A 12590-nucleotide genomic window follows, 5' to 3' on the forward strand; every position below is an offset into this window, starting at 1 on the left:
TGTGCATGATCAAAAAATGCACAAGAAACTCTTCCGGGCGCTTTTGTTCCTGGTCATTCCAGGGGTGATGTCGGCGCAGAACAGCACGGGTTGGAAGGCTGGAGCGGCCCACATTGACATCACCCCGGATCATCCGGTGCGTCTCAGCGGCTACGGCAGTCGGACAACGGAGTGTGACAAGATCGCCGCCCGCATCCATGCCAACGCGCTCGCGCTCCAGTGGCAGGGTGAAGCCCCGGCGGTGATCATCACCGTGGACAACTGCGGTGTTCCGGCAGCCGTGCGAACCGAGGTGCTCAAACGCCTCGCCGCCGCAGGAAAGACCGTTCAGGACGAGCGTTTCGCCCTGCACTCCACCCACACGCACTGCGCCCCCATGCTCAAGGGGGTACTGCCTTTCATGTTTGGCGCGGACTTGCCTGCGGATCAGCAGGAGCGAGTGGATCGTTACACCGAGGAACTGACCGCCCGCATGGTGAAAACCATTGGTGAAGCGCTGGGCAAGATGCAGCCCGCGCAGCTCGACTGGGGCGGCGGAAAAGTTTATTTCGCCTATAACCGCCGCCTGAAGACTGAAACCGGCTTTCAAAATGCGCAAAACTTCAACGGCCCCAGCGACCGGGCCCTGCCCGTGCTGCGGGTGCGGTCCGCCGATGGCAAAAAGCTCATCGCCACCCATGCGAGCTACGCCTGCCACTGCACCACACTGGGCATCGACGAGATACATGGCGACTGGGCGGGCATGGCGCATGCCGAGATGGAACTGCGCTTCCCAGGGGCCGTTTGCCTCGTCGCCATCGGCTGCGGCGCGGACCAGAATCCCTACCCCAGACGTGAACTGCGCTTCGTCACCAATCATGGTGTCAATCTCGCGAAGGAGATCGTGCGTGTCATCAACCAGCCCATGCGCCCGCTGACCGGCCCGCTCAACTGCGCCACCAGCGAGGTCATGCTCCCTTACGACAACCTGCCCACCAAAGAAGAGTGGCAGGCCAGGGCGGCTGACAAAAACAAACACACCGCCCACCATGCGAAGAAACATCTCGAAATGCTCGAACGCGGCGAGAAAATCCCGCCCGCCCTGCCTTACATGGTGCAGGTATGGCATTACGGCGACGACCTGCTCACCATCAACCTGCCCGGCGAGGTCGTGGTGGATTACAGCCTGCGCTTCAAACGCGAATTCGACCACGCCCGCACTTGGGTGAACGGTTACACCAACGACGTGCCCTGCTACATCCCCTCCCAGCGAGTGTGGGAGGAAGGCGGCTACGAGGCTGCTGACGCGATGATTTATTACGGCCGCCCCACTCGCTTCGCCTCCGGCATTGAGGGCATCATCGCCAGCACCGTGAAAAAGCTCGTGCCGCAGAACTTTGTCACGGAGCGGGTTCAACTCATGTCACCGGATCCGCTGAGCAGCAGCGTCAAACGCTGAGCCGCAGAACCCGCAGCAGTTCACGCCCTTCCCGGCCCGGATACGCGGCTTCCGGCGTGTAGCTCTCGATCACCTCAAACTGATCCGCAAAAAGCGCGGCCAGCTCCTCAGGCGAGATGCCAAACGGCGGCCCGCTTTCACCTGGATCCATCTCGGGATTCACGAACCAGGTGCCGATCAGCAGCCCGCACGGTTTCAGCAGCCTTGCCACCGCGTCCCGATACCTCTCCCGCCACTCCGGCGGCAATGCACAGAGGCAGGTGTGCTCGATAATGGCGTCAAACTCGCCCTGGTGCTCAAACAAATCCGCCAGCACAAACCGCTCCGCCAGTTGAGGGTAACGCTCCTTCGCCCTCGCAATCGCCGTAGGTGCGATGTCGAGCCCGTGCGCGTCGATGCCAAGCGAGACAAGATGCGCCACGTCATGACCCACGCCGCATCCCGGCACCAGCACGCGCCCCGCGAGTTTGTTTCGCGCCAACCACTCCACCAGCGGCGGAGAGGGCTGCCCCTTGTCCCACGGCGTGAAGTTTTCCTGATAAGCCTGGTCCCAGTTGGTGATGTTCATGACAACAGTCGTTCGTGAATGAGTTGTTCGCCGCATGGCGTGAAGGCGACCACATCGCCTTCCAAGTCATGCGTGACGAGTTTACGCGCATCATGCTCGTAACGGGCGATTTGATAGCCGTGTGACCGCAGAAAGCCGAAAATCTCCGCCTCCGTGACGCCGTAGCGCTCATACGAGTGATTCATCTCGAACAGGATCACCGGAAGGTGTCCGGCCCGCATCGCGTTTTCCGCGCCTTGAAACACGGACAGCTCAAAGCCCTCCACATCCACCTTCAGCAGCGAAATTTCACCCTCGGGCAAGATCGAGTCCAACGTGCGCACCGGCACCCTCGGACCGTCTCCGTCCAGTTCGACATGTGCGAGCGCGTCCGCGTCGCAGAAGGCCATTTCGCCCGCTTTTTCACCCAAGGCGCAGGCTTCGACCATCACGCTCGTGATGCCGTTGAGCCGCAAATTCTCCTCCAGCCGCTCCCGGTTCCGCAAACTCGGCTCCACGGCCACCACTTGACCCCGCTGGACGATCCTCGACGCCGGCAGAGTGTACAACCCGATGTTCGCCCCCACATCGACAAAAGTGTCCCCTGCCCTCAAGAACTCCGTGATGAACTTCGCCGTGTCCCAGTCATGAAACTCCCCACGCTGCACCACATGCAACGCGATGATGCTGTCTGGATAACAGCGCAGTTTCAAATCACCAAACACCGGCAGCGTCCACGGCCCGCGCAGCGTTTTCTTGTTCACCAGCCACAGCACACTGCGCAGCAACACCTTCAGCCGCCGTCCGCGATTTCCAGGCGCGCGCCAGATGCGCTTCACAAGCTCCCAATAACTGCTCACGGCGCTTTTTGCTTCTCGTGCTTGATCGTTCCTTCCAACGTCGTCTGCCCCGCGTCGCCAGTGAAGACGACCTTGCTCTCAATCACGTCTTTCTGCTCGCCTTTGAAGCTGTCGAGCACGGTGATGCTGCTCTGGCCGTTGCCAGTGACGGCCTTCAGTTCAAGCGTGAGGTTCACCTCGGAGACATTGCCTTCAAAACGGATCGTTTGGGAGGCATCCGCGCCGCTGAGGATGGCCTCAAACATGTCCGTGCCCGCGTTATGCGTGATCGTCCACTTGAACGGCTGCGTGTCGCTGTTCAGCGTGCGCGTGCCTTCGATCAGGAAGCCGTTTTCGCCATCCGCCTTGCCCGTCCACTCCTCCGTGATCGTGACAAGATTGTCGTTCTCGCCTTTCAACTCGCCCGCAGCCTTCCAGGTGCCGATGAAGTGCTTGAAGAACGCGTGCGTGGACAAATCTGCCCAGGCGGGTGTCGCGAGCAGAACAATGAGGAGAAGCGTCTTCATGCGATGATGTCGTGAATGACTTTGCCGTAGCTGATCGGCACGTCGCGGCCGATCACGTCTTTGACCATGGTTTCGGAGTGGATGCCGAGCAGGTGATACATCGTGGCCGCGAGATCATCGGGCTTCACCGGCTTGTCGGCAGGATGCTCGCCGTTCTTGTCAGACGCGCCATGCACAAAACCGCGCTTCACACCGCCGCCGGCGAGCAGCGCGGTGTAGCACTGCGGCCAGTGGTCGCGGGAGATGTTCTTGTTGATCTTCGGCGTGCGACCAAACTCTCCGACCCACACGACGAGCGTCTCGTCCAGCAGACCGCGTTCATCGAGATCGGTCAAAAACGTCGGCAGCGTCTGCTCGGTGATCGGCAGGTGATACTTCTCGATGATCGGGAACATGCGCGTGTCATTGAACCCATGCGTGTCCCAGCCGCCCTCGGTCGTGCTCTGGCCGCCTATGCTCTGCGCGAAATTCACCGTGACGAATTTCACCCCTGCCTCGACCAAACGCCGCGCCATCAGCAAACTTTGCCCGTAAGGCGAGCGGCCGTACGCATCGCGCACCTTGTCTGGCTCCTTCGTAAGATCGAAGGCGGCGCGCAGTTTCTCGCTGTGCAGCATCGCGAGCGCCTTGTCGTAGTAGCTTTCGATCCCGCGTGCCTCGGCGGAGAAATCGAGCATCCGCGTCTGCGCATCGACGAGCTTTTGCAACTCACGCCGCGCATTGAGGCGCTCGAAGCTTACGTTGCTTGGAAGGCTCAGCTCCGGGAGCGCAAAGTCCTTTGCCGAAGGATCGCGCAGCACGATGAAAGGATCGTGCTCCTTGCCGAGAAAGCTCGCCCGCTGCCCCGGCGTCACGGAACCATCGCTCACAATGTATGGAAAGGTCGTCGCCGTCGGAATTTCGCCTTCCAATGGAGCCAGGGCATCCACCACGGACGAATAGGCAGGAAACAGGTCGGGCGAATCTTTGAGACGCTGGTCATCACTCGGTGGCGCATGGCCGCTCAGCGCGTAATAGCCCGCGCTGTTGTGATTCTTCATCGTGTGATGCACGGAGCGGACCAGCGTGACCTTGTCCATCACCTTCGCCGTCTTCGGCAGCTTCTCCGAGACCCAGATGCCGTCCGCGCTCGATTTGATCGGCTTGTGAAAACCACGGATGCCTTCGGGAGCATCTGGCTTCATGTCAAAGGTCTCCAGATGACTCGGCCCGCCCCACTGGAAGCAAAAGATCACCGACTTCGCCTTCGCCACGAGCTTCTCCAGCGGCTGATGCTCCGCAGCACGCAGAAAGCGCGGCATCGTCAGCCCGAACATCCCCAAACCGCCTGCGGAGAGCAGTTGGCGGCGGCTGATGCGCGCGCAGGCACCGGTGGGATTGAGGCGAAGGGACATGTGCGAAAGCAAACGTGGTGCAGCATGGCGCTATTTCCTCACGATGCCAGCAGGCGGATTGACATCCGGCAGCCCGGTTGTTTGCTTCGCCCTCATGACCAGCGATCCTTCGGTACGTCGTCCATTGAAGTCGCGCAGCACGGCTTGGGCACAATTTTTTTCGCGTGGCATGCTGCATCTAGGGTTAAAGCCGAACACCGTTTCCTTATTGGGAATCGTTTGCGCGGCTGTCGGTGGTGGCGCGGCGTTGATGGCGGCCCGGTCGGATTCGGCGTGGGTGTTCTGGCTCATCGCGGCCGCAGGAGTGCAACTGCGCCTCTTCTGCAACATGATGGACGGCCTGCTCGCGGTTGAAGGCGGGCTCAAATCGGCCACGGGCGAGCTTTTCAATGAGATCCCCGACCGCATCGACGATGCCTTCATCCTGGTGCCGCTGGGATACGCCGCAGGCACCGAATGGAGCATCGCGCTGGGCTGGGCGGCCATGGGCGGCTCGGTGTTGACCGCCTATGTTCGTGCGCTTGGGGCCAGCCTCACCGGCAAACACGATTTCTGCGGTCCGATGGCGAAACCGCACCGGATGTTCACGGTGACGATGGGCTGCCTGGGAATGCTGACGCTGGACTTGATGCAGGTCACATGGCCGCTGCTGACCTGGACCATTGCTGTCATCAATGCAGGTATCGTTATTACCGTCTGGCGTCGTGTCAGTCATCTGGCGAAAGTCCTTCATCAAAGACCCTCATGAACTCAGAACGCCTCCAATTCACCACCGACGACGGACTCTCGCTGCACTACAAAGCCTGGAACGTCCAGGGAGCCACGAAGGCGCTGGTGCTGCTGCATCGCGGCCATGAGCATGCGGACCGCTGGGACACGGTAGTGCCCTCGCTTACAATGCCGGACACGGCGATCTATGCCTGGGAGGCACGCGGTCATGGCCTTTCGCCAGGAAGGCGCGGTCATGCGGCGGGTTTCATGGAGTATGTGCGGGATCTCGACACGTTTTTCCATCACCTTCAAAAAGCGCACGGTCTGACGCCGGAGCGCACCGTGGTGGTGGCTCACAGCGTCGGCGGAGTTGTGGCGGCGGCCTGGGTGCATGACTTTGCACCGCGCATCGCGGGTCTGGTGCTCGCCACACCAGCGCTGGAGGTGAATCTGATCGTTCCGGGGGCGCTGACGAGCATCCGAGTGATGCAGAAGCTCAAACCCGACGCCACGATCAAGAGTTATGTTCGCGGCTCCTGGCTCACCCGCGATCTGAGCGCCGCCGCCGCTTACGATGCCGACAAACTCATCTCGAAGGACATCTCGGCCAAAATCCTCGTCGATCTCTTCGGCACCGCGCAGCGCGTGATCAGCGACGCGGAAGTCATGGACCGCCCGCTGCTGCTTTTTTCCGCCGGAGCTGACAAAGTGGTGAAGCGCGAGGCCATCGACGCGCTCTACACCAACTACGGCTGCGAGCAAAAAACACACCTCACGCTCAAAGGCGCGCGCCATGCCATCTTCCACGATCTTTGCCGCGATGAAGTGTGCGGCGCGATCAAACGCTTCGCCGAGCGCTGCATCGCGAATTTCACGCCTCCACGCCTGGAGGCCGATTTGACGCATCCGGCGACGAATGCGGAGTTTGCGAGCCTGAAGAAGCCGCTGCCATCCCCCTCGCTGCGCGGGCTTTCATTCATTTTCCAGCGCGCAGCTCTCGGCACGACCGGCAGGCTCAGCCAGGGCATCCGTATCGGCCATGCGACGGGTTTCGACTCCGGCGAGTCGCTCGATTACGTTTATGACAACAAGCCGCGCGGCAATCTGCTCGTCGGCAAAGTCATCGACTACTTTTACCTCAACGCCATCGGTTGGCGCGGCATCCGCCAGCGCCGCGCGTGCATGAATCAGGCGCTGCGCTTTGCGCTGAAGCAAGTTCGAGAGGCGGGCATGCCGTTGCAGCTCATGGACATCGCCGGTGGAGCAGGGCGTTACTTGCTGGACGTGCTCGATGAGCCCGATTTGAAAATTCTGTGCCGCGACTGGAGCGAATCCGCTCTGGCACGCGGCCGTGAGTCCGCGCAGCAGATGGGTCTCAGTGAGCGCATCACGCATCTGCGTGGCGATGCCTTTGACGAGCAATCGCTGGCCACCGTCGAGCCGAAGCCCTCCATCGCCGTCGTTTCCGGCCTGTATGAGCTGTTTCCAGAAAACGACAAGCTCCAGCGTTCGCTGCGCGGTCTCTTCAGCGCGGTGAATCCGGGCGGCTGGCTCATCTACACCGGCCAGCCATGGCATCCGCAGGTCGAAATGATCGCCCGCACGCTCACGAATCGTGACGGCCAGTTCTGGGTGATGCGCCGTCGCCCGCAGGGTGAGATGGACGCGCTCGTCGAGCAGGCAGGCTTCAAAAAAGAGAAGCAGTGGATCGACGACTTCGGCATCTTCACTGTCAGCATCGCCCGCAAGCCCGCATGAACCGCGCAAAACGCGAACCCGGCCTGTTCTGGCCCGCGATCTGGCGGCTCGCGCTCGCGGGAGCGACGTTTGTGCTCGTGTACAGCGGCTGTAATCACTTCACCGCCACGCGTGGTGATGTGCCGACGCTGATGTTCGAATGGGAGCGGCACATTCCCTTCGTGAGGGAGCTGGTGGTGCCGTACTGGTCGCTCGATCTGTTTTTCTGCGGCGCGTTTTTTCTCTGTGGCAGCAAGCTGGAGCTGAATCTGCTCACGAAGCGCCTCATCGCCGTCACCATCGCCAGCGGTGTGTGCTATCTGCTGTTTCCGCTGAAGCTCGCCCTGCCTAGGCCGGAACCAGTGGGCTGGACTGCGCCGCTGTTTCACGCGCTCTACTTCAACGACCTGCCCTACAACCTCGCGCCGTCGCTGCACATCAGCCTGCGCTCGCTCGTGTGGGTGTTTTACGGTGCGCATCTCACCGGCCGGCTGCGCACGGCGGTGAAGGTGTGGTTCATCCTCATCGGCCTCTCCACGCTGCTCGTCTGGCAGCATCATCTGGTCGATGTGGCGGGCGGTTTCGTCATGGGCTGGGCCATCGCGGCCATCTTTCCTGATTCACGGCAGCTCGGGACCAGAAATCCTTCCTCAAAATACGGACAACGCTACGGCATCGGTGCCGTGGCATGCACGGCGCTGAGTTTTGTCTCGATCTTCTTCGTCTGGCCCGCCGTGGCGTGCGGGATCATGACGCTGGCGTATGCCACGGGCCTGTCGCGACTGCTGGGCAAAGAAAACGGCACGCTCTCGCCTTCCGCCGAGTGGTGCCTGCTGCCGGTGCTCATCGCGACGGCACAAATCCAGCGCAAGTGGCTCCAACGAAAGCCAGGATGGCATGAAGTCACGCCCGGCGTGCTCTTTGGCCGCAAAGTCACCGCCAAAGAGGCCGCAGCACTCGTGCGCGAAGGCGAACTCGCTGTTCTCGACCTCACCGCCGAAACCAACGCGCCCGTGGCCTTCCGCGAGCATGCGCATTATCACAATCTGCCGCTGCTGGACCTCGTGCCGCTCAAACCAGAGCACATCACCGCTGCGCTGGACATCATCCGCGAACAGCGGGCCGCTGGACGCCGTGTCTTCATGCACTGCCAGCTCGGCTTGCAACGCTCCGCGCTCATCGCCGCGCATTGGCTGGTGGAAAAAGGCGTTGCGGCCGATTTGGAGGCGGCGAAGCACAAGATTCGCGCATTGGAACCCAGCGTGGTCATTTAGAGCGCTTGCCCTCGCGAATCGTCCGGCTAATCAAAGAACCATGCCCAACCTCACCGCCCCTACCGGATTCAAAGAATGGTCCTTCGTCTGCGATGCCCTCGTGCAAGGCCAGCTCAGCATCATCCTGCGCAAAGGCGGCATCCATGAAGGCCGTGGCGGCTTTGAGTGGAAGCATCGCGAGTTCTTCCTGTTCCCGACCTGGTTTCACAATCAGGCCGAAAAGCTCAGTTGGGCACCCGAGAACACGCAGCGTGCCTTTCCGCCGGAAGAAGAACGCCAAACTGTCGATATCGACGGCTGCGCGACGCTGGAACAGGTCTGGAAAATCACGGACTGGGACAAGGTGGCCGCGCTGGCCCCGCTGCACATCTGGAACGAGGACGTGGTCAAAGAGCGCTTCATTTACGACGACGAAAGCTGCCTGCATGTCGCGCTCGTGCGCGCCTACAAGCTCCCGCAGCGCTGGCACTTCGCGTATGCGAAGAGCTACGGCGGCTGCCGCTCATGGATCACACTGCCGGAGGAAGGTCTGCTCATGGCCGCCGCGGCGATACCAGCATTGAGTGATGAAGCGTTCGCTGATGTGTCAGCGAAGTTGAAAACGATCCTCGGCTGATCGGCTCAGCGCATGAAGACCGTGATCATCTCCTCGACGACCGGTTTCACAGCGCGGAGCTTTTTGTCCGTGGAGGAGATCTGCTTGTCACCGATCAGGTAATCCGGAATTTCATCCGTGCTCGGATTGAAGCGCAGGCTCACCTTGGCCTCGAGCTTGCCGCCCTCAAAGTTGGCGTAGCCGCCGTAGTCCCAGCTAAAACCCATCACCTTGAAGGGCTTGCCGTTGATCTTCTCGACCTGCTCGATGGTCATGCCCGCCTTGAGTCCGTTTTCAAACTTCCAAGCCTTGCCAATGACACGAACGTCGAAGACGATCTTCTTCGACTCCTTCTCAGGATCCCAGACGATCTCCAACTCGCGATCACTGTCTGCGAAGAGCTTGGCTCCGGGGAAAGTCGATCCTTCGGGACCGGGAAGGTCCATGTTTTTGAGGTTCTTCTTCCCGTAAGCACGCTCAATGTCGCTGCTGCTCATGCCGGGCTTGATCAAGCCGACCCGCTGGCCCAGAACGATCGTGTTGTCCGCGGGATCGAACTCATCCGCATGAAGAAAGGCTCCAAACAACAGCAGAACGGCGAGGACACGTTTCATGCCTCAATTACAGAGGCAGCGGGACTTGAAATCAAGCCATCATTCCCGCCAGACTTCACAATCCACCTTGGCAAAACCTCGGCCACCTCTCACAATCCGTCCGTCATGCCCGCCGCTGCCAAAAAAAAAACCGCACGCCCGAATCCCGCCCGCGAACTCGTGTTTGGCGATCTGTGGGAGTTTGATCCCGCGCCGGAGACCGCTGATCCGAAGCTGAAGAAGCGCTACGATTTGTTCATCAACGGTTCCTTCCTGGCACCGAAGAAGGGCAGATATTTCGCCACGATCAATCCGGCGAGTGAAACGAAGATCGCCGACATCGCGCTCGCAGACGCGCAGGATGTGGATGCGGCCTGCAAGGCGGCTCAAAAAGCTTTCACGAGTGTGTGGGGCAAGATGCCGGGCAAGGAGAGAGGCAAGTATCTCTATCGCATCGCGCGGCTGCTGCAGGATCATGCGCGGGAGTTCGCCGTCGCGGAGACGATGGATGGCGGGAAGCCGATCAAGGAATCCCGCGACTTCGACATCCCGATGGCAGCGGCGCATTTCTTTTATCATGCGGGCTGGGCGGACAAACTGGAGTTCCTCGCGCCCGGTCGCCAACTCGCACCTCACGGCGTCGTGGGGCAGGTCATTCCGTGGAATTTTCCGCTGCTCATGCTCGCGTGGAAGATCGCCCCGGCGCTCGCGGCAGGAAATTGCGTCGTGTTGAAGCCTGCGGAGACCACCAGCATCACCGCGCTGAAGTTTGGCGAGATTTGTCAGGAAGCCGGACTGCCAAACGGCGTCGTGAACATCGTCAGCGGCGCGGGCGAGACCGGCGCGGCGGTGATCAATCATCCGCTCACGTCGAAAGTGGCCTTCACCGGCAGCACCGAGGTCGGGAAGATCATCCTGCGCAGCCTCGCGGGCACGGACAAGAAGCTCACGCTCGAACTCGGCGGCAAGGCCGCGAACATCGTCTTTGACGACGCGCCGCTCGACCAGGCCGTCGAGGGCATCGTGAACGGCATCTTCTTCAATCAAGGCCATGTCTGCTGCGCGGGCTCGCGACTGCTCGTGCAGGAAAGTGTGGCGGATGAAGTGCTCGCGAAGCTCAAGCGCCGCATCGCCGTGCTGCGCGTCGGTGATCCGATGGACAAAAACACTGATCTCGGTGCCATCAACAGCCGTGAGCAACTCACCAAGATCACCGACCTCGTGCAAAGCGGCGTCGCAGAAGGTGCTGAGATGCATCAGAGCGCGTGCCGGCTGCCGACGAAGGGCTTCTACTTCAAGCCCACGCTGTTCTCCGGCGTCAGCATGAGCCACCGCATCGCCCGCGAGGAAATCTTTGGCCCGGTGCTCAGCATCCTGACCTTCCGCACGCTCGAAGAAGCCGTCGAAAAGGCCAACAACACTTCCTTCGGCCTCAGCGCCGGAGTGTGGACGGACAAAGGCAGCCGCATCCTCAAAATGAGCACGCTGCTCAAAGCCGGCGTCGTCTGGGCCAACACTTACAACAAGTTCGATCCCGCGAGCCCCTTCGGCGGCTACAAAGAGTCCGGCTTCGGTCGCGAAGGCGGCAAGCAAGGGCTGCTGGATTATTGCAAACTCGTCTAAACCGCCATGTCACGACTTCACATCACCAAAACCCCCAAGTGCTACGTCGGCGGTGCCTTCATCCGCAGCGAGAGCGGACGCGTGGCCGAGTTGCATGATGCCTCCGGTGCGTTCTTCGCCAACATCCCGCAATGCACGCGCAAAGACCTGCGCAATGCCGTGGAGGCTGCGGCGAAAGCTGGGCCGAGCTGGGCGAAGCGCACGGCTTTCAATCGTGGGCAGATTCTTTACCGCATGGCGGAGATGATTGAGGCGCGGGGCGTCGAGCTGGCTGACAGCATCACCTTGAGCGGTGTTTCGAAGGCGGAGGCCTCGCGCGAGGTCGCGGCGGCGATCGAGCGCGTGGTGCATTTCGCGGGCTGGGCGGACAAATACGAGCAGGTGCTCGGCAGTGTGAATCCGGTGGCCTCGGCGCACTTCAATTTCACCGTCACCGAGCCGATGGGCATCGTCGGCATCCTCGCGCCGGATGACGCGCCCGTTTTGGGCCTGCTGTCGCTGATTTTGCCCGCGATCACGAGCGGGAACAGCGTCGTGGCGCTCGCCAGCACCACGCAGCCGTATCCGAGCATTCTTTTGGGCGAAATGCTCGCCACCAGCGACCTGCCCGGCGGCGTGGTGAACCTGCTCACCGGCGTGCGCAGCGAGCTGATCCCCACTTTTGCCACGCACGAGCACCTCCGCGCCCTCAGCGGCGTGGCGAACGAGGACGAACGCAAGGCGCTGCGCCTCGGCGCGGCCGAAAGCGTGAAGCGCGTGCATCTTCGCAAGGCCGAGGAGCCCATCGACTGGCTCGCGGACAAGATGCAGGGCGCGGAGGAGATCCGGGCGCTGATCGAGTTCAAGACGACGTGGCATCCGGTGGGGGCTTGAATGTCGGGAATTGAATTGATTGAGAAAATCACGTTTGCTAATCTCAAACCATGAATGTCCTCAAAATCCTGCTTGTTCTGCTTGTGTTTGTCTCTGGTGCACATGCTAACCAGCCCAAACTCACCGAGGCGAACGACCGGCTGGAGAACGCACTCAGGCAAATATTGAACAGCGCTGAGGGGAAAACGAAGGCTCACCTCGAAAAGGCCAAAACGGCCCTGCAAATGGCCCAGTCCAGCCTAGAAACTGCCGCCAAAAACAAGGGAAGCCACACACATGTTGCGATTGAAAAAGTTCAAGCCGCCATCAAGGAGATCGACAAGTTGCAGGGCACCTCTTCGAACCGAGACAAGACAGTCGAAGAGATCAAGTCTGCCATTGAGGAAGTGAAACAGGCGCGGCGGGCAGGTAACAGATAATTCTGTGGACGCATCTGCGT

The 12590-nt window shown here is 60.9% G+C and carries 13 protein-coding genes; 8 read left to right on the forward strand and 5 right to left on the reverse strand.

Features of this window, described 5'->3' with window-relative positions:
• Positions 1 to 16 precede the first annotated feature (16 nt).
• Positions 17 to 1438 (forward strand): neutral/alkaline non-lysosomal ceramidase N-terminal domain-containing protein, encoded by a 1422-nt coding sequence (locus tag ACILSI_RS04245; RefSeq protein ID WP_395720605.1) that lies wholly within the window; start codon positions 17 to 19, stop codon positions 1436 to 1438.
• Here ACILSI_RS04245 and ACILSI_RS04250 read toward each other — a convergent pair.
• From ACILSI_RS04250 to ACILSI_RS04265, 4 genes are read right to left on the reverse strand one after another with little or no spacing between them, the layout of a single operon-like run.
• Positions 1428 to 2006: a methyltransferase domain-containing protein gene (locus tag ACILSI_RS04250; RefSeq protein WP_395720606.1), complete on the reverse strand. Its 579-nt coding sequence runs from the start codon at positions 2004 to 2006 to the stop codon at positions 1428 to 1430. The two genes, ACILSI_RS04245 and ACILSI_RS04250, sit on opposite strands and share 11 nt — an antisense overlap.
• Positions 2003 to 2845 (reverse strand): FkbM family methyltransferase, encoded by an 843-nt coding sequence (locus tag ACILSI_RS04255; protein ID WP_395720607.1) that lies wholly within the window; start codon positions 2843 to 2845, stop codon positions 2003 to 2005. The genes ACILSI_RS04250 and ACILSI_RS04255 overlap by 4 nt, the downstream gene beginning before the upstream one ends.
• Complete coding sequence (locus tag ACILSI_RS04260) at positions 2842 to 3351, reverse strand: hypothetical protein (RefSeq protein ID WP_395720608.1); 510 nt, start codon at positions 3349 to 3351, stop codon at positions 2842 to 2844. Before ACILSI_RS04260 ends, ACILSI_RS04255 begins: the two co-directional genes overlap by 4 nt.
• The gene (locus ACILSI_RS04265) at positions 3348 to 4745 is read right to left on the reverse strand and encodes a DUF1501 domain-containing protein (protein WP_395720609.1); all 1398 of its coding nucleotides are present in this window, start codon (positions 4743 to 4745) and stop codon (positions 3348 to 3350) included. The genes ACILSI_RS04260 and ACILSI_RS04265 overlap by 4 nt, the downstream gene beginning before the upstream one ends.
• Between ACILSI_RS04265 and ACILSI_RS04270 the strand changes: the two genes are divergently transcribed.
• Genes ACILSI_RS04270 through ACILSI_RS04285 form a run of 4 tightly spaced genes read left to right on the forward strand, consistent with a single transcriptional unit; the run spans position 4744 to position 9083 of the window.
• Positions 4744 to 5493, forward strand: a complete 750-nt coding sequence (locus ACILSI_RS04270) for a CDP-alcohol phosphatidyltransferase family protein (RefSeq protein ID WP_395720610.1) — start codon at positions 4744 to 4746, stop codon at positions 5491 to 5493. The genes ACILSI_RS04265 and ACILSI_RS04270 overlap by 2 nt on opposite strands.
• A complete protein-coding gene (locus ACILSI_RS04275) occupies positions 5490 to 7214 on the forward strand; it encodes a bifunctional alpha/beta hydrolase/class I SAM-dependent methyltransferase (protein ID WP_395720611.1) in 1725 nt (574 codons plus the stop codon). Before ACILSI_RS04270 ends, ACILSI_RS04275 begins: the two co-directional genes overlap by 4 nt.
• The gene (locus ACILSI_RS04280) at positions 7211 to 8467 is read left to right on the forward strand and encodes a phosphatase PAP2/dual specificity phosphatase family protein (RefSeq protein WP_395720612.1); all 1257 of its coding nucleotides are present in this window, start codon (positions 7211 to 7213) and stop codon (positions 8465 to 8467) included. Before ACILSI_RS04275 ends, ACILSI_RS04280 begins: the two co-directional genes overlap by 4 nt.
• 40 nt (positions 8468 to 8507) lie before the next feature.
• Positions 8508 to 9083, forward strand: a complete 576-nt coding sequence (locus ACILSI_RS04285) for a DUF1802 family protein (protein WP_395720613.1) — start codon at positions 8508 to 8510, stop codon at positions 9081 to 9083.
• A gap of 5 nt (positions 9084 to 9088) precedes the next feature.
• Here ACILSI_RS04285 and ACILSI_RS04290 read toward each other — a convergent pair whose 3' ends face one another.
• A complete protein-coding gene (locus ACILSI_RS04290; protein WP_395720614.1) occupies positions 9089 to 9676 on the reverse strand; it encodes a hypothetical protein in 588 nt (195 codons plus the stop codon).
• Positions 9677 to 9781: 105 nt separating this feature from the next.
• Between ACILSI_RS04290 and ACILSI_RS04295 the strand changes: the two genes are divergently transcribed.
• From ACILSI_RS04295 to ACILSI_RS04305, 3 genes are read left to right on the forward strand one after another with little or no spacing between them, the layout of a single operon-like run.
• On the forward strand, positions 9782 to 11278 hold the full coding sequence (locus ACILSI_RS04295) for an aldehyde dehydrogenase family protein (RefSeq protein WP_395720615.1): 1497 nt from the start codon (positions 9782 to 9784) through the stop codon (positions 11276 to 11278).
• A gap of 6 nt (positions 11279 to 11284) precedes the next feature.
• A complete protein-coding gene (locus ACILSI_RS04300; protein ID WP_395720616.1) occupies positions 11285 to 12151 on the forward strand; it encodes an aldehyde dehydrogenase family protein in 867 nt (288 codons plus the stop codon).
• Between the two features lie 50 nt (positions 12152 to 12201).
• Positions 12202 to 12570, forward strand: coding sequence for a hypothetical protein (locus ACILSI_RS04305; RefSeq protein WP_395720617.1), 369 nt, complete (start codon positions 12202 to 12204; stop codon positions 12568 to 12570).
• Positions 12571 to 12590 lie beyond the last annotated feature (20 nt).

It is taken from the genome of Prosthecobacter sp. (assembly GCF_044232965.1).
GTDB lineage: Bacteria > Verrucomicrobiota > Verrucomicrobiia > Verrucomicrobiales > Verrucomicrobiaceae > Prosthecobacter.

Bases quoted from the DNA above. Each gene is read 5' to 3' on its own strand.
- ACILSI_RS04245 (WP_395720605.1), top strand. From the start codon at position 17: ATGCACAAGAAACTCTTCCGGGCGCTTTTGTTCCTGGTCATTCCAGGG.
- ACILSI_RS04280 (WP_395720612.1), top strand. From the start codon at position 7,211: ATGAACCGCGCAAAACGCGAACCCGGCCTGTTCTGGCCCGCGATCTGG.
- ACILSI_RS04265 (WP_395720609.1), bottom strand. From the start codon at position 4,745: ATGTCCCTTCGCCTCAATCCCACCGGTGCCTGCGCGCGCATCAGCCGC.
- ACILSI_RS04295 (WP_395720615.1), top strand. From the start codon at position 9,782: ATGCCCGCCGCTGCCAAAAAAAAAACCGCACGCCCGAATCCCGCCCGC.
- ACILSI_RS04305 (WP_395720617.1), top strand. From the start codon at position 12,202: ATGAATGTCCTCAAAATCCTGCTTGTTCTGCTTGTGTTTGTCTCTGGT.
- ACILSI_RS04285 (WP_395720613.1), top strand. From the start codon at position 8,508: ATGCCCAACCTCACCGCCCCTACCGGATTCAAAGAATGGTCCTTCGTC.
- ACILSI_RS04250 (WP_395720606.1), bottom strand. From the start codon at position 2,006: ATGAACATCACCAACTGGGACCAGGCTTATCAGGAAAACTTCACGCCG.
- ACILSI_RS04290 (WP_395720614.1), bottom strand. From the start codon at position 9,676: ATGAAACGTGTCCTCGCCGTTCTGCTGTTGTTTGGAGCCTTTCTTCAT.
- ACILSI_RS04275 (WP_395720611.1), top strand. From the start codon at position 5,490: ATGAACTCAGAACGCCTCCAATTCACCACCGACGACGGACTCTCGCTG.
- ACILSI_RS04270 (WP_395720610.1), top strand. From the start codon at position 4,744: ATGTGCGAAAGCAAACGTGGTGCAGCATGGCGCTATTTCCTCACGATG.
- ACILSI_RS04260 (WP_395720608.1), bottom strand. From the start codon at position 3,351: ATGAAGACGCTTCTCCTCATTGTTCTGCTCGCGACACCCGCCTGGGCA.
- ACILSI_RS04300 (WP_395720616.1), top strand. From the start codon at position 11,285: ATGTCACGACTTCACATCACCAAAACCCCCAAGTGCTACGTCGGCGGT.